At 73.4% G+C, this 21,465-nt stretch carries 19 protein-coding genes; 1 reads left to right on the top strand and 18 read right to left on the bottom strand.

Annotated features, from left to right (window positions below; genetic code table 11):
- Positions 1 to 264 precede the first annotated feature (264 nt).
- Both FOF52_RS02915 and FOF52_RS02910 read right to left on the bottom strand, forming a co-directional pair.
- Complete coding sequence (locus FOF52_RS02915; protein WP_248592293.1) at positions 265 to 768, bottom strand: 2-thiouracil desulfurase family protein; 504 nt, start codon at positions 766 to 768, stop codon at positions 265 to 267.
- Positions 769 to 1,105: 337 nt separating this feature from the next.
- The gene (locus tag FOF52_RS02910) at positions 1,106 to 1,663 is read right to left on the bottom strand and encodes a TetR/AcrR family transcriptional regulator (protein ID WP_248592292.1); all 558 of its coding nucleotides are present in this window, start codon (positions 1,661 to 1,663) and stop codon (positions 1,106 to 1,108) included.
- A 105-nt stretch (positions 1,664 to 1,768) separates the two neighbouring features.
- On the opposite strand from FOF52_RS02910, the gene FOF52_RS02905 reads away from it, so the two are divergent.
- Positions 1,769 to 2,215 (top strand): DoxX family protein, encoded by a 447-nt coding sequence (locus FOF52_RS02905; protein ID WP_248592291.1) that lies wholly within the window; start codon positions 1,769 to 1,771, stop codon positions 2,213 to 2,215.
- Between the two features lie 24 nt (positions 2,216 to 2,239).
- On the opposite strand, the gene der is transcribed toward FOF52_RS02905, so the two are convergent.
- From der to FOF52_RS02825, 16 genes are all read right to left on the bottom strand, one after another.
- Positions 2,240 to 3,643, bottom strand: a complete 1,404-nt coding sequence (gene der / locus FOF52_RS02900; RefSeq protein ID WP_248592290.1) for a ribosome biogenesis GTPase Der — start codon at positions 3,641 to 3,643, stop codon at positions 2,240 to 2,242.
- Positions 3,644 to 3,757: 114 nt separating this feature from the next.
- On the bottom strand, positions 3,758 to 4,459 hold the full coding sequence (gene cmk / locus FOF52_RS02895; protein ID WP_248592289.1) for a (d)CMP kinase: 702 nt from the start codon (positions 4,457 to 4,459) through the stop codon (positions 3,758 to 3,760).
- 110 nt (positions 4,460 to 4,569) lie between these two features.
- Positions 4,570 to 5,637 carry a prephenate dehydrogenase gene (locus FOF52_RS02890; RefSeq protein WP_248592288.1) on the bottom strand — a complete coding sequence of 356 codons (1,068 nt, stop codon included), beginning with the start codon at positions 5,635 to 5,637 and terminating at the stop codon, positions 4,570 to 4,572.
- Between the two features lie 93 nt (positions 5,638 to 5,730).
- The gene (gene aroH / locus FOF52_RS02885) at positions 5,731 to 6,093 is read right to left on the bottom strand and encodes a chorismate mutase (RefSeq protein WP_248592287.1); all 363 of its coding nucleotides are present in this window, start codon (positions 6,091 to 6,093) and stop codon (positions 5,731 to 5,733) included.
- A 25-nt stretch (positions 6,094 to 6,118) separates the two neighbouring features.
- Complete coding sequence (locus tag FOF52_RS02880) at positions 6,119 to 7,384, bottom strand: pseudouridine synthase (RefSeq protein WP_248592286.1); 1,266 nt, start codon at positions 7,382 to 7,384, stop codon at positions 6,119 to 6,121.
- On the bottom strand, positions 7,365 to 7,946 hold the full coding sequence (scpB, locus tag FOF52_RS02875) for an SMC-Scp complex subunit ScpB (protein WP_248592285.1): 582 nt from the start codon (positions 7,944 to 7,946) through the stop codon (positions 7,365 to 7,367). Before scpB ends, FOF52_RS02880 begins: the two co-directional genes overlap by 20 nt.
- A complete protein-coding gene (locus FOF52_RS02870; protein ID WP_248592284.1) occupies positions 7,943 to 8,767 on the bottom strand; it encodes a segregation and condensation protein A in 825 nt (274 codons plus the stop codon). Before FOF52_RS02870 ends, scpB begins: the two co-directional genes overlap by 4 nt.
- A gap of 55 nt (positions 8,768 to 8,822) precedes the next feature.
- Positions 8,823 to 9,212 (bottom strand): hypothetical protein, encoded by a 390-nt coding sequence (locus FOF52_RS02865; protein ID WP_248592283.1) that lies wholly within the window; start codon positions 9,210 to 9,212, stop codon positions 8,823 to 8,825.
- Positions 9,185 to 10,144, bottom strand: a complete 960-nt coding sequence (locus FOF52_RS02860) for a ParA family protein (RefSeq protein WP_248592282.1) — start codon at positions 10,142 to 10,144, stop codon at positions 9,185 to 9,187. Before FOF52_RS02860 ends, FOF52_RS02865 begins: the two co-directional genes overlap by 28 nt.
- A gap of 126 nt (positions 10,145 to 10,270) precedes the next feature.
- Positions 10,271 to 11,236 (bottom strand): site-specific tyrosine recombinase XerD, encoded by a 966-nt coding sequence (locus tag FOF52_RS02855; protein ID WP_248592281.1) that lies wholly within the window; start codon positions 11,234 to 11,236, stop codon positions 10,271 to 10,273.
- 80 nt (positions 11,237 to 11,316) lie between these two features.
- Entirely contained in the window at positions 11,317 to 11,940 is a 624-nt protein-coding gene (locus FOF52_RS02850; protein WP_248592280.1) for an NUDIX domain-containing protein, read from the bottom strand.
- Positions 11,940 to 13,592: a CTP synthase gene (locus tag FOF52_RS02845; RefSeq protein WP_248592279.1), complete on the bottom strand. Its 1,653-nt coding sequence runs from the start codon at positions 13,590 to 13,592 to the stop codon at positions 11,940 to 11,942. The genes FOF52_RS02850 and FOF52_RS02845 overlap by 1 nt, the downstream gene beginning before the upstream one ends.
- Positions 13,593 to 13,797: 205 nt before the next feature.
- Positions 13,798 to 14,793 (bottom strand): GNAT family N-acetyltransferase, encoded by a 996-nt coding sequence (locus tag FOF52_RS02840; protein ID WP_248592278.1) that lies wholly within the window; start codon positions 14,791 to 14,793, stop codon positions 13,798 to 13,800.
- Between the two features lie 289 nt (positions 14,794 to 15,082).
- The gene (locus FOF52_RS02835) at positions 15,083 to 15,574 is read right to left on the bottom strand and encodes a DUF3060 domain-containing protein (protein ID WP_248592277.1); all 492 of its coding nucleotides are present in this window, start codon (positions 15,572 to 15,574) and stop codon (positions 15,083 to 15,085) included.
- Between the two features lie 88 nt (positions 15,575 to 15,662).
- Positions 15,663 to 17,765, bottom strand: coding sequence for an excinuclease ABC subunit UvrB (gene uvrB, locus FOF52_RS02830; protein ID WP_248592276.1), 2,103 nt, complete (start codon positions 17,763 to 17,765; stop codon positions 15,663 to 15,665).
- A 1,083-nt stretch (positions 17,766 to 18,848) separates the two neighbouring features.
- Entirely contained in the window at positions 18,849 to 21,203 is a 2,355-nt protein-coding gene (locus FOF52_RS02825; RefSeq protein WP_248592275.1) for an ATP-binding protein, read from the bottom strand.
- Positions 21,204 to 21,465: the final 262 nt, after the last annotated feature.

Below are 21,465 nucleotides of genomic sequence, written 5' to 3'. Positions count from 1 at the left end.
TCCACCACACGAATCCGGTCGACACCCACGCCGCCCGCGCGGGCGCTTCCGCACGCAGACGGCACCGGTCGGCCTTCTTGGTCTCCAGACCCCGGCCGGCCCCGGGCTTTGGGACCCTGTCGGGCGTCCCGCCACTATACTAACTTACTAGTAAGTCGAATTTCAAAGCCTTCCGCTCCCTCTCGGGGACGGCGGGGCGGGCGGCACGTGCGGCCCGCCTCCGTCGACGCGGCCGGGACGCCTGCTTCCCCGGCGGCCGGGCGGTCAGGCCGTCTCCGCCTCCAGTTCGGTCAGGCGGGCCTGGGCCTCGGGGAGCTCGTCCTCGCTGAAGACGTCGATGCCGTGGTCGCGCAGCAGCAGGGTGGTCAGTCCCGCGCCCGGGGCCCTGGTGCCGGTGAAGGACCCGTCGAAGACCCGGTGGACCCCGCAGGAGGGGCTGTTCTCCTTCAGCACGGCCAGCCGCACCCCCTGCTCCCGGGCGGCGTGCAGGGCCGCCCGGGCCCCGGCGAGGAAGAACGCGGTGACGTCGCGGCCCTCGGGGGTGCGGATGCGCGCCCGGCCCTCCAGGACGGCGCGCGCTCCCCGGCCGCCCTCGATCTCGGCGGGCGGTCGGGGGACCGGCAGGCCGCCGACGACCTCGGGGCAGAACGGGATGAGCCGGCCCTCCTCCCGCCAGCGCAGGAAGATCTCGTGGTCGGTGGGTTTGGCCCGTCCGTCGAAACGCACCGCCCGCCCCATCAGGCAGGCGCTGACCAGAATCCGCTCCATCGGCTCCTCCTCACGGCTTCCCGTCCGGGCGCGCCCGCACCGGCGCCGGGTCCTGCTCCGCGCGTCCGTCGTGGCGTCCACGGACCCGCCGGGCCCCGGCGCCCCTCCCCGGACTCCGACCGCGGTCACGGGCTTTCCGGTGCGCGAAGGCCGGGGACGGTGTCCGTGAGGCGCCTCCGTACCCGCCAAGGTACCGCCTGCCGTGCAGGCCGCCCGACGGTCGGACTGCGGACCGCGTCCGGAGCCTCCCGGGCGGGCTCGGGGCCCGCGGGGCCGGGGAGCGTCTGCTCCGGGTCCGGGCGGGGCGTGACCGCGGCGCGTCCCGTGCCCCGGGGGCTCACCGGTCGAACAGCAGCCGGATGACGGGACGGGCGGCCTCCCCCGGGTCGTCGCCCGGGGCGGCGGGCAGGGCGCCGTTGAGCCACAGTTCGGCGAAGCCGTGCACGATCGACCAGGCGGCCCGTGCGGCGGTGTCGCTCTCCCCGTCCACCGCCCGCCGGACCCCGCCGTGCAGGACGTCGTGGGTACGGGCCCGGGCGGCGCGCACCTTCGGGTCGTCGGCCCGGTACAGCCGGGGGCGGAACATCACCTCGAAGTGGGCCCGGTGGGTGTCGGCGAAGCGCACGTAGGCCACTCCCATGTCGAGCAGGTCCCCGCCCGCGCCGGCCAGCGCCTCGGCGAGCAGGTCGAAGCCCTCGGCGGCGACCGCCGTGAGCAGTCCCGCCCTGTCGCCGAAGTGGTGGGCGGGCGCGGCGTGGGAGACTCCCGCGCGGCGGGCCAGTTCACGCAGGCTCCATCCGGACGGCCCCGACTCGGCGATCGCGGCGACCGCCTCGTCCAGCAGGGCCCGTCTCAGGTCGCCGTGGTGGTAGCTGCGGGCGCCGATCGTCCTCACGTCCTCTCACTCGCGGCGGGTGCCGCCCCCGACCCCAATCTTGCCATTGACAAGTTCCTTGCGGACGGGGTGGAATCTTGTCACTGTCCAGATCAGGGGGTTCCCGTGGTTCCGCTCATCGTCCTGCTCGGCGGTTTCGCCGCGCTGCGCCTGCTCGGCCTCGCCGGTGTCGACGCACTCGACCACTGGCAGGCGGCACTGCGCGGCGGACTCGCGCTGATGTTCGCCGTCACCGGCTCCGCGCACTTCACCCGGCCCCGGCGCGACGACCTCGTCGCGATGGTCCCGCCCGCCCTCCCCCGCCCCGCCCTGCTGGTCACCGTCACCGGCGTCCTGGAGTTCGCGGGCGCCGCGGCCCTGCTGCTCCCCCCGGTCGCCCCCTACGCCGCGGTCGCCCTGGCGCTGCTGCTGCTCGCCCTGTTCCCCGCGAACGTCTCCGCCGCCCGCCGCGGCCTCACCCTGGCCGGACGCCCCGTCACCCCGCTGCCGCAGCGCACGGCGCTGCAGGCGGTGTTCGTCGGCGCGGCCCTGGCCGCCGCGGTCCCGGTGTGATCCCGGAACCGCGGCCCCGCGGGTCTAGCTCCGCCTGCCGTGCACCTTCTGGACCTTTCCGCCCTTCTTCTCGCGGATGCGCATGCTCACCTTGATGGGCGTGCCCTCGAACCCGAAGTCCTCGCGCAGGCGCCGCTCGATGAACCGGCGGTAGCTGTCCTCCAGGAAGCCGGTGGTGAACAGCACGATGTGCGGCGGCCGGGTGTCGGCCTGGGTGGCGAACAGGATCTTGGGCTGCCTGCCGCCGCGCGCGGGCGGCGGGGTCGCCGCGACCAGCTCCTTGAACCAGGTGTTGAGGCGTCCCGTGGGAATGCGGGTGTCCCAGCTGGCCAGTCCCTGCTCGATGGCCGGAACCAGGCGCTCGACGTGCCGCCCGGTCCTGGCGGAGATGTTGACGCGCGGCGCCCAGCTGACCCGCGACAGCTGCCGGTCGATCTCCTTCTCCAGGTAGTAGCGGCGCTCCTCGTCCAGCAGGTCCCACTTGTTGAACGCCAGCACCAGCGCCCGGCCGGCCTCGACGACCTGCTCGACGATCCGCACGTCCTGGTCGGCCAGCGGTTCGCTGACGTCCAGCAGCACCACGGCGACCTCGGCGCGCTCCAGCGCCGTGGTGGTGCGCATCGTGGCGTAGTAGTCGGCGCCCTGCAACGCGCGGAACCGGCGCCGGATACCGGCGGTGTCGATGAACTTCCAGGTCCTGCCGCCCAGTTCGACGAGCTCGTCGACGGCGTCGCGGGTGGTGCCCGCCACCGAGTCCACGACCACCCGCTCCTCCCCGGCGAGCTTGTTGAGCAGGCTGGACTTGCCGACGTTGGGCCGCCCCACCAGGGCGATGCGGCGCGGTCCGCCCGGCCCGGGCTCGGACTCGCGGGGCGCCTCCTCGGGCATGGCCGCCAGCACCGCGTCGAGCAGGTCCCCGGTGCCGCGGCCGTGCAGCGCGCTGACCGGGTACGGCTCGCCCACGCCCAGGTTCCACAGCTCCAGCGCGTCGGCCTCGCCCATCGGCCCGTCGACCTTGTTCGCGGCCAGCACCACGGGCCGCCTGGTGGCGCGCAGGACACGGGTGACCGCCTCGTCGGCGTCGGTGATGCCGACGGTGGCGTCCACCACGAACAGGATCACGTCGGCGGTCTCGGCGGCGTACTCGGCCTGGCGGGCCACCATCGCCGCCAGCCCGCTGGCGCTGGTCTCCCATCCGCCGGTGTCGACGAGGGTGAACTCGCGGCCCTGCCAGACGGCGTCGTAGGCCACCCGGTCACGGGTGACCCCGGGGACGTCCTCCACGACCGCCTCGCGGCGTCCGATGATCCTGTTGACCAGGGACGACTTGCCCACGTTGGGGCGTCCCACCACGGCCACCACGGGTTTGACCCGTGTCGTCTCGTCGCTGGTGGCCGCTGCGGCGCGCTCGTCGACGATGTCACTCATCACACATACTCCCGGTAGCAGTGTCCCCACGCGCCCAGGATGCGTGCCGTGAGGACCGTGTTCTCCGCGCCGGTCCCGGCACGGGTGCCGCGGCCCCGGCGGGGCCGCGGGGAATCAGGCGGCCGACGCCCGCGCCTCGTCGGCGAGTTTGACCACCAGCGCGATGACCTCGTCCAGGGACAGGCCGGTGGTGTCCAGTTCGGTGGCGTCGGGGGTCTGCGTCAGGGGGGACACCGCGCGGGTGGAGTCGAGCCGGTCGCGTCGGACCAGGGCCTCCCGGGTGGCCGCGACGTCGTCGGACCGCACCTCCCTGCTGCGCCGCTGCGCGCGGGCCTCGGCGCTGGCGGTCAGGAACAGCTTCACCGGCGCGTCGGGCGCGACCACGGTGGTGATGTCGCGGCCCTCGACGACGATGCCGGGGGCGGTGGCGCACGCCTCGGCGATGATCTCCCGCTGGCGGGCCACGAGCAGCTCCCGCACCCGGGGCACGGCGCTGACCGCGCTGACGTTGGCGGTGACCTCGTCGGTGCGGATCTGCCGGGCCACGTCCACCCCGTCGACGTGGACGGTGGGCGCGTCCGGGTCGGTGCCCATGGTGATGACCGGGCGGGCGGCCGCGTCGGCGACGGCCGAGGCGTCGGCGACGTCGATCCCGTTGGTCAGCATCCACCAGGTCATGGCGCGGTACATCGCGCCGGTGTCGAGGTACCTGAGGTCACGCGCCCGGGCCACGCCCTTGGCCGTGCTGGACTTTCCCGACCCCGAAGGGCCGTCGATGGCGATGACGAACCCCTCGCCGCGCCCCTGCCCGCTCACGTCTGCCGCTCCCTGCACAACGTCCGCCTTGTCGTCTTTTCCGGTTCAGACTACAGGCCGTCCGGCCCGCCTCCGCCATCGTCGGGGGACGGCCGGGACCGGCCGACGCCTCAGCGGTGCACCGACCAGCCGCCCTCCGTCAGGGCGCGCGCCAGACGGTCCCGCGCCTCGGGCACCACCGACAGCTGCGCCACGCCCAACGGCAGCCCCGGGGAGTGGTCGATCCGCACGTCCTCGACGTTGACCCCCGCCTCGGCCGCCGCCGCGAACAGCCGCCCCAGCGCGCCGGGCTCGTCGGGGATCACCACCGACAGCACCGCGTCGTCGGGGGTGGGTCCGGCTCCGCGCTTGCCGGGGACCCGGGCGTGTCCGGCACGGCCGCGCTCCAGCAGGTCCTCGACCACCCCCGGGTCGCCGGACCGCAGTGCGGCGGCCGCGGCGGCCAGGTCCGCGGCGACCCGCTCCAGCACGGCGGCCACGGGCCCGGCGTTGTGGCCGAGGATCTCCCGCCACAGGCCCACGTCCCCTCCGGCGATGCGGGTCATGTCGCGCACCCCCTGGCCGGCCAGGGCGAGCGCGGTGGCGTCGCCGTCAAGCAGGCTCGCGGCCACCGCGGCCGAGACCGCGTGGGGGGCGTGGGAGACCAGCGCCACCGCCCGGTCGTGCGCGGCCTCGTCGACCACCAGCGGGTCGGCCCCGCACAGCTCGGCGAGCAGGGTGACGGTCTTGACCGCGGCGGGATCGGTCCCGGCGGCGGGGCACAGGGCCCAGGACCGTCCCAGGAACAGGTCGGCGCGGGCCGCGCCGGGCCCCTGGCGTTCGCGTCCGCCCATGGGGTGGCCCGGCACGTAGCTGGTCAGGTCGCAGCCGAGTTCCGCGACCCGGCGGACCACGGAGGACTTGACGCTGGCCACATCGGTGTAGACGCGGGCGAGACCGCGCCGCTGGGCGTCGCGCAGCACCGCGGGCACCGCGCCCGGCGGCACCGCGACCACGGCGACGTCGGCGGGTTCGGTCTGCTCCTGGGCGAGGGGGCGTCCGGCGCCCAGGTCGCAGGCCAGCCGCAGGGCCGCCGGATCACGGTCGCTCAGCGCCACGTCGACGCCGCGCTGGTGCAGCGCCAACGCGATCGACGTCCCGATCAGCCCGGTCCCGACCACGACCGCGCTCTCGACCATGTCCCCTCCTCGTCTCCCGTTTCCGGCCGTCCGCACCGGGTTCCCGCCCGGGCCGGGGCGGTCCGCGGCGGCGGGGTCCGCCCCCGCCGCCGGCTACTGCGCGATGTCCAACCGCAGGACCTGGGCGCCCCGCAGGTAGACGTGGTGCAGCTCCGAGCGGGGACGGTCGGTCTCGACGTGCGCCATGAGACGCACCACCCGGGGCAGCGCGTGCGGCACCGCGATCTCGGTCGAGCACATCAGGGGGACGTCGGTGAACCCGAGTTTGCGTGCGGCCAGGGCCGGGAACTCCGCGTTGAGGTCCTGGGTCGCGGTGAACAGCACACTGATGAAGTCGTCGGTGCCCAGTTCGTTCCGGCGCATGACCTCCGCGACCAGCTCCTCGGTCGCCTCCAACACGAGGTCACGCTCGTTGGCGTCGACCTGGACCGCGCCGCGGATCGCTCGTACCGCCACTGTTCTCGTCCTCCCGAATCCTGGGCTACATCCCTGCGGCAGTGTAGAGCTCACTGACCTCCTTCGAGGTCAACGCCCTCACCGTGCCGGTCTTGAGGTTGTTGAGTCCGACCGGCCCGATCTGCGTGCGGGCGAGGTCCGACACGGGGTAGCCCACCGCCTCCATGAGGCGGCGCACGATGTGCTTGCGCCCCTCGTGCAACCGGATCTCCACCAGCGCCTTCGGCTCGATGTTGTCGACCACCCGGAAGGAGTCGACCGCCACGAACCCGTCGTCCAGCTCCACCCCCCTGCGGATGCGTCGGACGACCTCGCGCGGCACCGGCCCCGGCACCTTCGCGATGTAGGTCTTGACCACCTTGTAGCGGGGATGGGTGAGCCGGTTGGCCAGCTCGCCGTCGTTGGTGAGCAGGATGAGGCCCTCGGTCTCGGTGTCGAGCCGGCCGACATGGAACAGCCGTTCGTCGCTCTGGCCCGCGTAGTCGGCGATCGTGGGCCGTCCCTGCGGGTCGAACATGGTGCTGACCACGCCGCGCGGCTTGTTCAGGGCGTAGTAGCGCAGGTCCGGGGCGGTGACCACCCGCATGCCGTCGACGCGGATCTCGGACTTCTCCGGGTCGACGCGGGCGCCGAAGCGCCGCACGACCTGGCCGTCGACGGTGACCCGTCCGGCGGCGATCAGTTCCTCGCTGGCGCGGCGGCTGGCCACCCCCGCCTGGGCGAGGGCCTTCTGCAGCCGGATGCCGCCGGGGACGTCGGCGTAGGTGTCGCGCTCCTCGTCGACGGGGTCGTCGTCACGGGGGTCGTACTCGGCGCGCAGCACCCTGAGCCGGGCCCTGGCCTGGGCCGACAGCTCCCGTTCGGAGCCGTGTCCGGTGCGGGGCCGCCCCGGACGGCGGTCGCGTCCGGGCCGCTCGGCACGCGGTCGGCCGTCCCGCCGGTCGTCGCGGCGGTCCCGCTCGTCCCGGTCGCGGAAGCCGCGTCCGCTCCCCCCGGACGCCCGGTCGAAGCGTTCGGCCCGGTCGTCCCGCTCGCGGCCACCGCGCCGCTCGCCGCGGGCACGGGGGTCGCGTCCGGGCCGCTCGGTGCGCGAACGGCGGTCCCGCTCGCGGGACCCCCCGTCCCGCCGGTCGTCACGCCCGCCGCGGTCGCCGCGGTGGTCCCGGCCGCCGCGGCGGCCGGACTGGTCGTGGTCGCCGCGCCCACCGCGCGGGGTGGAACGGCCGCGCCCACCGCGCGGCCCGCCGTCGCCGCCGTGGCGACGGGTGTCATCATCGTGTGGCTTGTTCACCGGTGTCGTCGAGACCTTCGATGTCGTCGGGTAGGAAGGGGGCGAGGTCGGGAAGTTCGTCCAGGCTGCGCAGCCCCAGCCGCTCCAGGAAGTAGCTGGTGGTGCGGTACAGCACCGCCCCCGACTCCGGGTCCTGGCCGGCTTCTTCGATCAGCCCCCGCAGTACGAGGGTACGCATAACTCCGTCGCAGTTCACCCCGCGTACCGCCGAGACCCGGCCCCGGGAGACGGGCTGGCGGTAGGCGACCACCGCCAGCGTCTCCAGCGCCGCCTGGGTGAGCCGCACCTCGTGGCCGTCGCGCAGGAAGTGCTCGACGGCCTCGGCGCACTCGGGACGGGTGTAGAAGCGCCACCCCTCGGCGACCTCCCGCAGGTCGAAACCGCGCCCCTGCTCGGTGTACTCGCGGGCGGTCTCGCGCAGCAGGCGGGTGACGGTGTCGACGTCGGAGCCGAAGGCGCGCGCCAGGTCGTAGGCGGTGACCGGCTGGTCGACGACCATCAGCACCGCCTCCAGGTTGCGGCGCAGCACCGCCGGTCCGGTGTCGGGCGCGGTGTGGCTCACTGTGTCCCCCCGTCGTCGCGATCCCTGGTCTGGCCGTAGTCGTCGGCCACCGTGACCTCGCCCCGGCCGCTGCCGGTCCAGGTGACCCGCAGCTCTCCCAGGGGTTCGGGCTGGTCGAAACTGACGTTGGCGGCCCGGTACAGCTCCAGCAGCGCCAGGAACCGCGCCACCACCTCAAAGGTACCGGTGCACTCGCGGGTCAGTTCGGCGAAGGTGAGGGAGCCGTGTTCGCGCAGCGCCGCCACGACCAGCACCGCCTGCTCGGCCACGGAGGTCTTGGGCTGGTGGATGTGGGTGACCGGGACACTGGGCGGCTCGCGCGGGGTGAGGGTACGGGCGGCCAGCGCCGCGAACTCCTGCGGGCCGAGCCGGAGGAACACGTCGGGGCGCAGCGCGGCGAAGCGCGGCTCCGGCGGCACGGCCCGTGCGAAGCAGCGGCCCTGCGCGGCGATCCGCTCCGCGAACAGCGCCGCGACCTCCTTGTAGGCCCGGTACTGCAGCAGCCGGGCGAAAAGCAGGTCGCGTGCCTCCAGCAGCGCCAGGTCGGCCTCGTCCTCCACCTCCCCGCGGGGCAGCAGCCGCGCCGCCTTCAGGTCCAGCAGGGTGGCCGCCACCAGCAGGAAGTTGCTCGCCAGGTCCAGGTCCCAGGAGTCCCCGTAGGCCTTGATGTGCGCGATGAACTCGTCGGTGACCTTCGACAGCGCCACCTCGGTGATGTCCAGTTTGTGCTTGGCGATCAGCGCGAGCAGCAGGTCGAAGGGCCCCTCGAAGTTGTCGAGGCGGACCAGGAACCCCCCCTCGGGGGCGTCCTGGGCCGTCATGGGCGCCCCGGGGCACGCCCCGGCGTCGTTCGTCGGATCATGGCCACCGGACGGGTCAGGTCTCGCTGAGCCGCTGCACCAGCATGCTGGCCTCGCCGTACTCCTCGAAGTCGGCGAGCAGCACCGCGACGGCCTCCCGCACGATCCGGCCGCGGTCGGCGGTCAGTCCGTAGTCGGCGCGCAGGGCCAGCCTGGTCTGTTCCAGGGCGAGCAGTTCCGCCGCGGAGATGTAGACGGTGATCTTCTCGTCGTGGCGCTGCCGTCCGCTGGGCTGCGGCACGATCCGCCGCCGGACGGCCGGGGTCCGGTCCCGCTGCGGCGGCTCGGCGTCCGCGTCCGCCGCCTCCGCGGGGGTCCGGGACGCTTCGCCGCGGGGTGCGGTGGAGCGGAAGAACAGTTCGTCCGCGCCGGGCAGCGTCACGCGTCGCGAACGCCGAGAGGCCACCGGGCGAGCACCTCCTTGGCCAGGTCCCGGTAGGCGCGGGCGCCCGCCGACGAGGAGTCGAAGCGGGTGATCGGCTCACCGGCGACGGTGGCGTCGGGAAACCGGACGGTCCGGTTGATCACGGTGTGGAACACCTTGTCGCCGAACCCCTCGACGATGGTGGCCAGCACCTCGCGCGCGTGCAGGGTCCTCGGGTCGTACATGGTGCCGAGGAACCCGTCGATGACCAGGCGGTCGTTGAGGCGTTCCTGGACCTTCTGGATGGTGTCCATGAGCAGGGCCACCCCGCGCAGCGCGAAGAACTCGCACTCCAGCGGCACGATGACGCCGTGCGCGGCGGTGAGCGCGTTGACGGTGAGCAGGCCCAGCGACGGCTGGCAGTCGATGAGCACCACGTCGTAGTCGTCCAGCACCGGCGCCAGGGCTCGGCTGAGCATCTGCTCGCGGGCGACCTCACCCACCAGCTGCACCTCGGCGGCCGACAGGTCGATGTTGCTGGGGATCAGGTCCAGCCCCTCGACCTCGGTCTTGAGCAGCACCTTGTCGATGGTGACGTCGCGCTGCATGAGCAGGTTGTAGATGGTCAGATCCAGTTCGCGCGGGTCGCGCCGGCCCAGCCCCACCGAGAGCGCGCCCTGGGGGTCGAAGTCCACGAGCAGGACCCGGCGCCCGTACTCGGCGAGGGCCGCGCCCAGGTTGATGGTGGTGGTGGTCTTGCCGACCCCGCCCTTCTGGTTGCACAGCGCCACCACCCGCGCGGGGCCGTGGTGGTCGAGCGGGGCCGGTTCCGGAAATTCTGGTTTCGGCCGTTTCATGCCGCCCAACATCGCCCCCGTGCTGTGCGTCTGCGCCCAGGGGCTGTTCGCCGGCTCGGCCGCCGCAGTGTCTGCGGACGCCCGCGCGTCCACGTCGTCGTATCCGGACCAGCTCACAACCCAGGACCTCCCTACGGACCACACCGCTTCCCACGAACCGGTTGACAGGCCGTTGGAAAAACTCAATTTGTCGACAAGTGTTGCACCGTCGTGCGGCGACTCTAGGCCGTCGGGTGCGGTGAATCAACGCGACACTCGCGCCCGGGGGTGTGCCGCAGCGTACACCTCCCGCAGCCGGTCCACGGTGACGAGGGTGTAGACCTGCGTGGTGGTGACGGACGCGTGCCCTAAAAGCTCCTGGACGACCCGCACGTCCGCGCCCCCGTCGATGAGGTGGGTGGCGAAGGAGTGCCGCAGGGTGTGCGGGGACACGTCGCTGAGCCCGGCCCGTTCGGCCGCCGCGCGCAGCACCGCCCAGGCGCCCTGGCGGGTGAGCCTGCCGCCGCGCGCGTTGAGGAACAGCGCGGGCGTGCCCCGCCCGGCGGCGGCCAGTCCGGGACGGGCGCGCACCAGGTAGGTGTCCAGGGCGGCGCGCGCGTACCTGCCGACGGGCACCACCCGCTCCCTGCCGCCCTTGCCCCGGAACCGCACCACGCCGACCTCGGTTCCGGAGTGCGGGCCGGAACGCAGCCGGGTGACGTCGTCCACGTCCAGTCCGACCACCTCGGAGATGCGTGCCCCCGTGCCGTACAGCAGCTCCAGCAGGGCGCGGTCGCGCAGCGCCCGGGGGCCCTCCTCGGTGTCGGCCGCGGCGATCAGCGCCTCCACCTGCTCCAGGGGGATGGCCTTGGGCAGTCTCCGCGGCGGGGTCGGCGGCCGTACCTGGTGGGCGGGGTCGTGCGCGGTCATCCCCTCCCGCAGCGCGAACCGGTGCAGGCCGCGGACCGCGACGACGGCCCGTCCGGCGGAGTTCGCACACAGCGGCCGGTGCCCGGGGCCGCCCTCGCGGAGGGTGCGGACGAAGCAGGCGATGTCCTCGGAACGCACCTCGTCGAGGTCGTCGATCCCGCGTTCGACCAGGAAGTCCAGGTAGCGGCGGAGGTCCCGGCGGTAGGACAGCAGGGTGTTGGCGGCCAGGCCGCGCTCCACCGTCAGGTGGTCCAGGTATCCACGCACCGCCGAACGCAGTCGGGGCGCCCGTTCCGGCATCCTGCTGCCTCCCTCCACTGCGTTGGTTCCGACGGCGGCGGGCACCGCACCTGTGGTCGCGGTGCCCGCCGCCGTCAGGATCAGCCGAGCGCGGGGCGAAGGGACGCGAAACCGTCCCGGGACGCGGCGTGCGCGGCGAGGATCCCGATCACGGTGGCGGCGTTGTGCAGCCGCCCCGCCAGGACCGCGGCCACCGCCTCGTCCAACGGCAGCCACTCGACGGGCATGTCGGCCTCCTCGTGGATGCGGACGAAGTCCACCTCCTCTTCGGGGACCCGGACGAGGTCACGGGCGAGGAAGACGTGGATGCGCTCGGTGGAGAACCCCGCCGAGGGGAAGAAGTCGGCGAGCTCGTGCCAGGTGTCGGCCCGGTAGCCGGCCTCCTCCAGCAGTTCGCGTTGCGCCGTGCGCACCGGGGGCTCGCCCTCGACGTCGCGGACGCCCGCGGGCAGCTCCCACAGCCGGTGCCGCACCGCGTGCCGGTACTGGCGCAGCAGCAGCACCCGCCCGTCCTCGTCCAGGGCCAGCGCCGCGACCGCTCCGGGATGGACGAAGCGGTCACGGGCGACGGTCTCCTCCCCGTCCAGCCCGGGCATGCGCACCCAGTCGGTGACCATGCCGACGATGCGGCTGCGGTAGCGCGTCTCGGAACGCTCCACCGGCCAGGAGTCGGGGGTGTCGGCGATCCCGCCGTGGCCGCCCATCAGTGCGCGACCTTTTCCACGGAGTACTTCAGTGCCGCGTTGATGAGCCCCACGAACAGCGGGTGCGGGCGCGTCGGTCTGGAGCGCAGCTCCGGGTGGGCCTGGGTGCCGACGAAGAACGGGTGCCTGTCCTGCGGCAGCTCCACGTACTCGACCAGCGAGCCGTCGGGGGACAGCCCCGAGAAGACCAGTCCGGCCTCCTGGAGTGCGGACCGGTAGGCGTTGGCCACCTCGAAGCGGTGGCGGTGCCGCTCGGAGACCTCCGCGGCCCCTCCGTAGAGCTCCCGCACCAGCGAGTCCTCGACGAGCCGGGCCGGGTACAGCCCCAGCCGCATCGTGCCGCCCATGGCCCGCTCCCCGGCGACCACGTCGACCTGGTCGGACATGGTGGAGATGACCGGGTGCTCGGCCTTGTCCTCGAACTCGGTGCTGTTGGCGCCGTGCAGCCCGGCCACGTCGCGGGCGTACTCGATGACCATGCACTGCATGCCCAGGCAGATGCCGAGCAGGGGGATGCCGTGCTCGCGGGCGTGGCGGATCGCCCCCACCTTGCCCTCGATGCCGCGCACCCCGAAGCCTCCGGGGACGAGCACGCCGTCGACCCCGTCCAGTTCGCGTCGGGCCCCCTCGGCGTCGGCGCAGTCGTCGCTGGCCACCCAGCGGATGTTCACCCGGGTACGGTGGGCGAACCCGCCGGCGCGCAGCGCCTCGGTGACCGACAGGTAGGCGTCGGGGAGGTCGACGTACTTGCCGACCAGGGCGATGGTGACCTCGTGGTCGGGCTGGTGGACGCGGCTGAGCACGTCGTTCCACTCGGTCCAGTCCACGTCGCGGAAGGCCAGCCCCAGCCGGCGCACCACGTAGGCGTCCAGTCCCTCGCGGTGCAGCACCTTGGGGATGTCGTAGATGGAGGGCGCGTCCGGGCAGGAGACGACGCCGGCCTCCTCCACGTCGCACATGAGGCTGATCTTCTGCTTCAGGCTGGTGGGGATCGGCCGGTCGGCGCGGCAGACGATCGCGTCGGGCTGGATGCCGATGCTGCGCAGCGCGGCCACCGAGTGCTGGGTGGGCTTGGTCTTCAGCTCACCGGAGGGCCCCAGGTACGGCAGCAGGGAGATGTGCAGGAAGAAGCAGTTGTCGCGGCCGATCTCGTGCCTGATCTGTCGGGCCGCCTCAAGGAACGGCTGCGACTCGATGTCGCCGACCGTACCGCCGATCTCGGTGATGACGACGTCCACGTCCTCGCCGTCCATCGCGAGGATGCGGGCCTTGATCTCGTTGGTGATATGCGGAATGACCTGCACGGTGTCGCCGAGGTAGGCGCCCTGGCGCTCCTTGGCGATCACGCTGGAGTAGATCTGACCGGTGGTGACGTTGGCCGAGGCGGACAGCTCGGTGTCCAGGAACCGCTCGTAGTGGCCGATGTCCAGGTCGGTCTCCGCCCCGTCGTCGGTGACGAACACCTCACCGTGCTGGAACGGGTTCATCGTGCCCGGGTCGACGTTGAGGTAGGGGTCGAGCTTCTGCATCGTGACCCGCAGCCCTCGCGACTTCAGCAACCGTCCGAGGCTGGAAGCGGTCAGTCCCTTGCCGAGGCTGGAGGCGACGCCGCCGGTGACGAAAAGGTGTTTGCTACTCGCGGCGGATGCCAAGGTTGCTCCCGTGGTTGTGCGGCTACGGAACGCCTTCAAGTCCGACAGGCGACCGTGCGGTGTCCGCCGACGGCACGCAGCCGAACACACTCTGCGGACTCCACGGGCCCCCAGGATAACACCCTGTCCGCACGGGCGGATGACGGCGGCCTCCCGCCGGAAACGGGCACGGACCGAGAGCCGGTCCGCGCCCGTGCCCCGCTGCTCAGCGCAGCGCCAACGCCGGGCGGACCTCCCAGGTGGTCCACAGCGGCCGGTAGCCCATCCGGTGCCAGAACGGCCCCGACAACGGGTTCATCACCGCGTAGTTGAGCAGGGTGACCTCGATGCCGTGGGTGTCCAGGGCGTGGTGCGCATGGCTGATCAGGGTCGTCCCGATGCCCTGCCCCCGCTCCTCCTCGGCCACCGCTCCGTAGCCGATGTAGGCGGCGGGAGCCGCGTTGACGAGGGGGGCGACCCAGCGCGCCCGGTGCGGCGGGGACACCCACACCAGGCCGACGGGGCGGCCGCGCCGTTCGGCCAGCCAGATCCACGACGGGTTCCGGCTCAGCGCCCGGGCCGCCACGCGCCGCGTCTGCTCGGCCGTCTCCGGCTGGATGAACACGCTGCCGAAGTGCTCCTCGTAGCGGTGCTCCTCCATGACCAGGCTGACCACGGCGGCCAGGTCCTGGAGGTCGGCGAGCCGGATCGTGACGTCCCGCGGCGGCAGCGCGGGCGGCACGCCCCGGCGCCGCTGCCGCACCGCCATGACGGTGGCCGGCTGCATGCCGTGGCGCTGCAGCGGACGGATCCCGCACACGTCCCGGGCGGGCCAGGTCAGCAGCGCCGCCGATTCCGAACCGGTCCCGCTGGGCAGTTCCTCCAACTGGTCGCGCCAGCTGGTCAGCAGCGAGTCGAGCGCCCCTTCGGGGTCGGAACCGCCCACGAGCGGAGTGATCCAGTGCTGGTCGGGGACTCCCCAGGTCCGTCCCGCCTCCCCGGGCTGGTACCAGGAGTAGCGCATGGTGCCGATCGCCATCGGGCGGCCCATCTCGTCGCTGACGGTCAACAGCGGGTGGGTGTTGAGCCTCGGGTGCGACGGCTCGGGCAGCAGCGGGTCCACCGCCGCCCACCGCCTGGCCACCGATTCCACGAGTCGGTCGAATTCGGCTGTCCCGTTCGGTGGACTGTCATGTCGCACCCGTGCGACATAACCGCTCATTCATCCCTCCCTGGCGGTGGCACGCTCGCGCGTACGCACCGGGGGTCGCTAGCGCCCCGCCGCTAGAACCCTTGTCGATCACTTAAAGTCGTACATCGACTACCGAAGCGTACGGTATCGCCTCAGACCGCGGAATACAGGTAAAACGCCAGAAGTTCTCGCCTTTGTTCTGAAATTGTCGTCAGACAATCTCCCGCGGTCCACCCGTTCGGCGACAGACCTTCTCAACCGTAACCAAAATCAAAGAATCTTCAGAAACCGGCCTGGCAGTGGCTGACACCAGGGACGGTCACGGTACGGCGTCACCGCCTTCCTCAACGACGTTTCCGCTCCCCAGATCGGTGACGACCGGATCCCCCGAAGCGTAGTGGACGGTGTTGTCGGACCCCAGCAGGCTCACCTCCGTGGCCGACCCCACACTCACCTGGTTGCCGCTTCCGGCGATGGTGACCAGGGCACAGGAGCCGTTGAGCGTGACCGTGGCCCCGCTGGCCACCACGTTCGCGCTGCGTCCGCCGCAGTCCTGGGTCACCGTCCCCCCGTCCGTGGCGACGTTGATCAGTTCGTCGGTGACCAGGGCGCCCCCGTCCGAGGACCCCGGGGTCCCGTCCCCGGAGATCTCGACCTCGGTGCTGCCGTCCCCCACCGAGATGTCGCCGTCCCCGTCGATCGAGATCCCCGCACCGTTCTCGTCACGCAGGTCGATGCCGCCCGCACAGCCTGTTCCCACGGCCGCGACGAGCACCACCGCACCGGCCACCACCGGAATCCGGCTCCGCATCCCGCCTCCTCGTCTCCCTCTCCGCACGGCACACCGGCCGCTTCCTCCATGAGATCCTCCCGACGGCGGAAAAGTTCGCGGCGGCCGGTCAGCCGATGCCGGCCTCCTCCATCCCGCGCAGTTCGCGCTTGAGCTCCCGGATCTCGTCGCGCAGCCGGGCCGCCAGTTCGAACTGCAGGTCGGCCGCGGCCTGGTGCATCTGCTGGGTGAGCTGCTCGACCAGGTCGGCCAGTTCCTCGCGCGGCAGGTTCGCCACCCCCTCGGCACGCCCCCGGCCGCGCACCTGCCCCGGGACCGGGGTCGCGGCCCCCCGCTCCCCGCGCCGGCCCTCGGCGAGCAGTTCGGCGGTGTCGGCGTCCTCGCGGGCCAGCGAGTCGAGGATGTCGGCGATCTTCTTGCGCAGCGGCTGGGGGTCGATGCCGTGCTCGGCGTTGTAGGCGAGCTGTTTGGCCCGCCGCCGGTTGGTCTCCTCGATGGCCGCCGCCATCGAATCGGTGACCTGGTCGGCGTACATGTGCACCTGTCCGGCCACGTGGCGCGCGGCCCGCCCGATCGTCTGGATCAGCGAGGTCTCCGACCGCAGGAACCCCTCCTTGTCCGCGTCCAGGATCGCCACCAGCGACACCTCCGGCAGGTCCAGTCCCTCCCGCAGCAGGTTGATGCCGACCAGCACGTCGAAGACCCCCACCCGCAGCTCGCGCAGCAGCTCCACCCGGCGCAGCGTGTCGACCTCGCTGTGCAGGTAGCGCACCCGGATGCCGAGGTCGGTGAGGTAGTCGGTGAGGTCCTCGGCCATCTTCTTGGTGAGCGTGGTCACCAGCACCCGCTCGTCGCGTTCGGCGCGGACCCGGATCTCGTGCACCAGGTCGTCGATCTGCCCCTCGGTGGGCTTGACCACCACCTCCGGGTCCACCAGCCCGGTGGGCCGGATGACCTGCTCCACCACGTCGCCGCCGACCCGCTCCAGCTCGTAGGGGCCCGGCGTGGCCGACAGGTAGAGGGTCTGGCCGATACGCTCGCGGAACTCGTCCCACTTCAGGGGGCGGTTGTCCATCGCCGACGGCAGCCGGAAGCCGTGGTCGACCAGGGTGCGCTTGCGCGCGGCGTCCCCCTCGTACATGCCGCCGATCTGCGGCACGGTGACGTGCGACTCGTCGATGACCAGCAGGAAGTCCTCGGGGAAGTAGTCGAGCAGGGTGTTGGGCGGGGTCCCGGGAGCACGGCCGTCGAAGTGCCGGGAGTAGTTCTCGACGCCGGCGCAGGTGCCCATCTGCTCCAGCATCTCCAGGTCGTAGGTGGTGCGCATGCGCAGCCGCTGCGCCTCCAGCAGCTTGCCCGCCGCCTCCAGTTCCGCCAGCCGCTCGGCCAGTTCGGCCTGGATGTCGGCGATGGCGCGCCGCATCCGCTCGGGCCCGGCCACGTAGTGGGAGGCGGGGAAGATGTAGACCCGCTCGCTCTCCCCCAGCACCTCGCCGGTGATCGGGTGCAGCGTCAGCAGCCGCTCCACCTCGTCGCCGAACATCTCGACGCGGATCGCCAGCTCCTCGTAGACCGGGATGATCTCGACGGTGTCGCCGCGCACCCGGAAGGTGCCCCGGGTGAACGCGACGTCGTTGCGGCTGTACTGCATCTCCACGAGCCGGCGCAGCAGCTCGTCGCGGTCGATCTCCATGCCGACCTCGACGGTCGCCATGCGGTCGACGTACTCCTGGGGGGTGCCCAGGCCGTAGATGCACGACACCGACGCCACCACGACGGTGTCGCGGCGGGTGAGCAGCGAGGTGGTCGCCGAGTGGCGCAGCCGCTCCACCTCCTCGTTGATGGAGGAGTCCTTCTCGATGTAGGTGTCGGTCTGCGGGACGTAGGCCTCGGGCTGGTAGTAGTCGTAGTAGGAGACGAAGTACTCGACGGCGTTGCCGGGCAGCATCTCGCGCAGCTCGTTGGCGAACTGCGCGGCCAGCGTCTTGTTGGGCTGCATGACCAGTGTGGGGCGCTGCAGCTTCTCCACCAGCCAGGCCACGGTGGCGGTCTTGCCCGTGCCGGTGGCGCCCAGCAGCACCGTGTCGGCGGCCCCGCCCTCGATCCGGCGGGCCAGTTCGGCGATCGCCGCGGGCTGGTCTCCCGCCGGGACCATCTCCGAGACCACCTCGAACGGCTTGGCCGTGCGCTGGATGTCGGTGACCGGTCGCATGCGTCCCCCTGGCGTGTCGAAAGCCTCCCCGACCCTGTCCACTCTAGGCGGCGCCGGGGACACTCCGCGCGGGTCCCGGCCCCGCCACCGCGTCAGCGGGCGACCGCGGTGGCCGCGAGCAGCCGGCGGGCGGCCTGCTCGGCGGCCGTGGCCTGCTCGGTGGAGAAGTCCCGCCGGTCCACGGCTCGCCGCCGGCGACCGAGGAGGTCTCCCGCGGGGAGAGCACGGCCCGGGAGAGCCGGGCGCGGGCCGGGGGCAGCGCCCGGGGCCCCGGCGCGGACACGGCGCAGTTCCGCCTCCGCGGCCCGGCCCCTCCAGTGCCGCACGCAGTCGCGCAGCGGCCCCGCGGCCGGCCGCCACGGTGCTGACGCCGCCCCGGCCAAGCGCGCCGAGCCGGGTCGCCGCCCCCGCCCCGCAACGGCCTGCGCGGCCTCTCCGGTTCGGCCAGCGGGGGACCGCCGGGGCCAGCGGGGTGGCGAACACGACCGCGAACGCGGAGCTGGCCATGATGACCGGGTCCGCCGCGACCCGGCAGAGCACCACCGCCGCGACGCTCCCCGCCGGGGGGTGAGGTCCAGGCCGCACAGGGCCGGGGCCGCGCCGAGCGGGGTGCCGGTCGCGCGCTGCACGGTGCGGTGCCCCAGCCGACCGGCCATCGCCCACACCGGCACCCCGCGACCGCGCCCGCCGCCGCAGCGGCCTCCCACAGCACCGCCTGCGCGGTCCGGGGCAGGCCGACCGCCGCGCCGACCGCGGACCGCGTCCCAGCCGGCTCACCCGCGAGACGGTCCCCTCGGCAGCGGCGACGGCCGAACGGCCGGCCCGACCGGAACGCGACGGCCTGCTCACCCGGGCCGTCTCCGCGCACGACCGCCGCGAGGTGGACGTGCGGCTCACCGCGGACGGACGGCGGCTCGTCGACCGCCTGCCGCCGCCGGGGCCGGCCTCCCGGAGGCGCTCTTTGCCGAGGAGCGCGCGCACCTGTCCGCACTGCCGACCAGGATCCTCACCCCTCCGGAGGGCCCGGCCCGGTGACCGGCCGGACCGCGGGCCCCGTCGGCGCCCCGCCCGCGCCTGACGGGGTCAGGGCCGCCGGAGCAGCCGCACGACCTCCCCCAACTCCAGACCGGCGCCCTCGTCGAGCGCGCGCTCCAGCCCCCGCTCCCCCAGGTCCGCGCGGAGCCTCGCCACACAGCGCTCCTGCTGCCGCAGCAGGTAGGGAAAACCGAGGAGGCGGGGGACCGCTCCGCGCAGCAGCGTCCGGGCCGCCCCCAGCAGGCGCGCCGCGAGCACCGCCTCCCCCCGCTCCGCCAACGTCCAGGCGAGTGCGTCGACCACCATCTCGCCGCCGAGCCGGTCGTCGAACTCCGCGTTGATCTCCAGGCCCTCCAGGAGCGCCTCGACCGCCGCGGCCGTCTCCCCCCGCCGCCGGAGGTACAGCCCGAACGTGTACAGCAGATAGGAGCGGTGCCACCGCTCCCCCCGCCGCCTGCTCGACTCCAGCGCCTCCCGGTGGTACTCCGCCACCGGCTCGCCGTCGCCCGCACCGGTCAGCGTGAGCAGCCCCAGGGTGACCTGCGCACCGAACCGGTCGTCGTGACGGCGGTACTCCTGCAGCGCCCGCAGCGCCTGGGCGCGGGCCGCTCCCACCTCGCCGCGGGAGAACGCGGCCAGTCCCCGCAGCAGGGCCGCACCGGCCCCGGCCGTCGGCTCGCCGCCGTCCAGCCCCATCCGCTCGATCTCCTCGGCGCAGCGGTCCACCGCGTCGAGATCCCGCTGCAGGGCCGCGACGAACCCGCACGCCCACAGCGCCTTCACGCGCTCCTCCCCCGGCTCCCCGCAGCACCGCAGCGCCGACTCCAGCCAGTGGCGGCTCTCGCTGAGCGGTACGCACAGCAGCCAGTACGGCCACAGCGTCCCCATCGCCCGGAGCGTGCGCCGCGCGGTGGCGGGGTCGGCGAGCCCCGCGTCCAGCGCCGCCCGCAGGTCGGCGTGGCCCCGGCGGAGCCGACGGAACCAGAGCGCCTGCTCGGCCCCGCTCCACGCGCTCTCGGCCTGCTCCACCAGCGCCAGGTACCAGTCGCGGTGGCGGCGGCGGACCTCCTCGGCCGCGCCGCTCTCGGCCAGCCGGTCGCGGCCGTAGCGCCGGACCGGCTCCAGCATCCGGTAGCACCGGTCCTCCCCGGCCTCGTGGACGGTCAGCACCGACTGGTCCAGCAGCCCGGTGACGGCGGCGAGCGCGCTCTCCGGCCCGCGGCCGTCACCGGCCAGCACCGCCTGCGCCCCCTCCAGCGTGAAGTCCCCGGCGAAGACCGACAACCGCGCCCAGGCCCGCCGTTCCTCCTCGGAACAGAGGTCGTGGCTCCAGTCCAGGACCGCGCGCAGGGTCCGGTGCCGGTCCGGCGCGGTGCGCAGCGAACCGTCCGGAAGCGGCAGCCCCTCCTCCAGGCGCTCCAGAAGCTGCTGCGGGGACAGCACACGCAGCCCGCGAGCCGCCAGCTCCAGCAGCAGCGGCACCCCGTCGAGCAGCCGGCACAGCCCCGCCACCGCCCGGTGGTTGCCCTCGTCCACGGCGAATCCCGGAACCACCGCCGCGGCCCGGTCCGTCAGCAGCGCGACCGCCTCGTAGGCACCCAGCCGTTCGACCGGTGTCGCGGTCGCCGGCACCCTCAGGGGCGGGACCCGCCAGAGGACCTCCCCGGAGTATCCGAGGGCCCGTCGGCTGGTCGCCAGGACCCGCACCCCCGGGGCCCGGCGCCGCAGGGCCTCCACCAGGGCGGCGCAGCTCTCCTGCTGGTGCTCGCAGTTGTCGAGCACCAGCAGGAGCTCGCGGTCGGCCAGGGCCTCCGCCAGCGCGTCCGCCGGCGAGTCCGCGGAGCCGTCCGAGATCCGCAGGGCGGCTCCCACCGCCCAGGCCACCGCCCCCGGGTCCACGACCGCGGCCAGTTCCACCAGGCACGCCCCGTCCCGGTAGCGGTCGCGCAGCCGGGCGGCGACCCGCAGTGCGAGCCTGGTCTTGCCGATGCCGCCGGCCCCGGTGAGCGTCACCGTTCCGCCGTGCTCCAGCCGTTCCACCACCTCGGCCAGGTCCGTCTCGCGTCCCACGAACGTGGTGACCTCGGCGGGCAGGCCGCCCGCCGGGACCACCTGCGCGGACGGGCCGTCCGCGGCCCCGGCCGGGGGATCCGGCGGTGCGGCGGCCAACGCGTCGCGGGTGCGCCGCCACCGCCGCTTCCACTGGTCGACCAGGGCGTCCTCGTCCCACCGCCCGGTCCGGTCGGGGCGGGTCCGGGCGTGGGCGGCGCAGGCCCGGACGAACACCACCGTGGCCTCCAGGGTGGGCAGCACCCGTCCGGAGGCCACGGTGCGCAGGGTCGTGTCGGAGTACCGGCCCCCCAGTTCGGCGGTGAGCGCAGAAAGTGTCCGAAAAGTCGGCATTCCCGCCCTCGTCCGCAACTCGCGCAACCCTGTTGCGAATTTTCCCAGCGGACTTTCGGGTTCGGGTACCGGATTGGGTCGACGTCCCGGCCGCGTCTCCTGGACCACCAGACCTCCGTTTCGCAACCGCCGTACCGTCCACCAGTATTCCGAAAAAGAGCCGAACGCGGAACTCCGCGGCCTCCCCCACCCGGTTCCCGGCATCCTCCCAGATGAGGCCCCACAGCCACCGGTCCGCCCCCGCGGAGCACGCAAAAGAAGA

The organism is Thermobifida alba, assembly GCF_023208015.1.
Classification (GTDB): domain Bacteria; phylum Actinomycetota; class Actinomycetes; order Streptosporangiales; family Streptosporangiaceae; genus Thermobifida; species Thermobifida alba.
The sequence above is the reverse complement of the archived record's forward strand: the minus strand, read 5'-3'. Positions and strand labels throughout refer to the sequence as shown.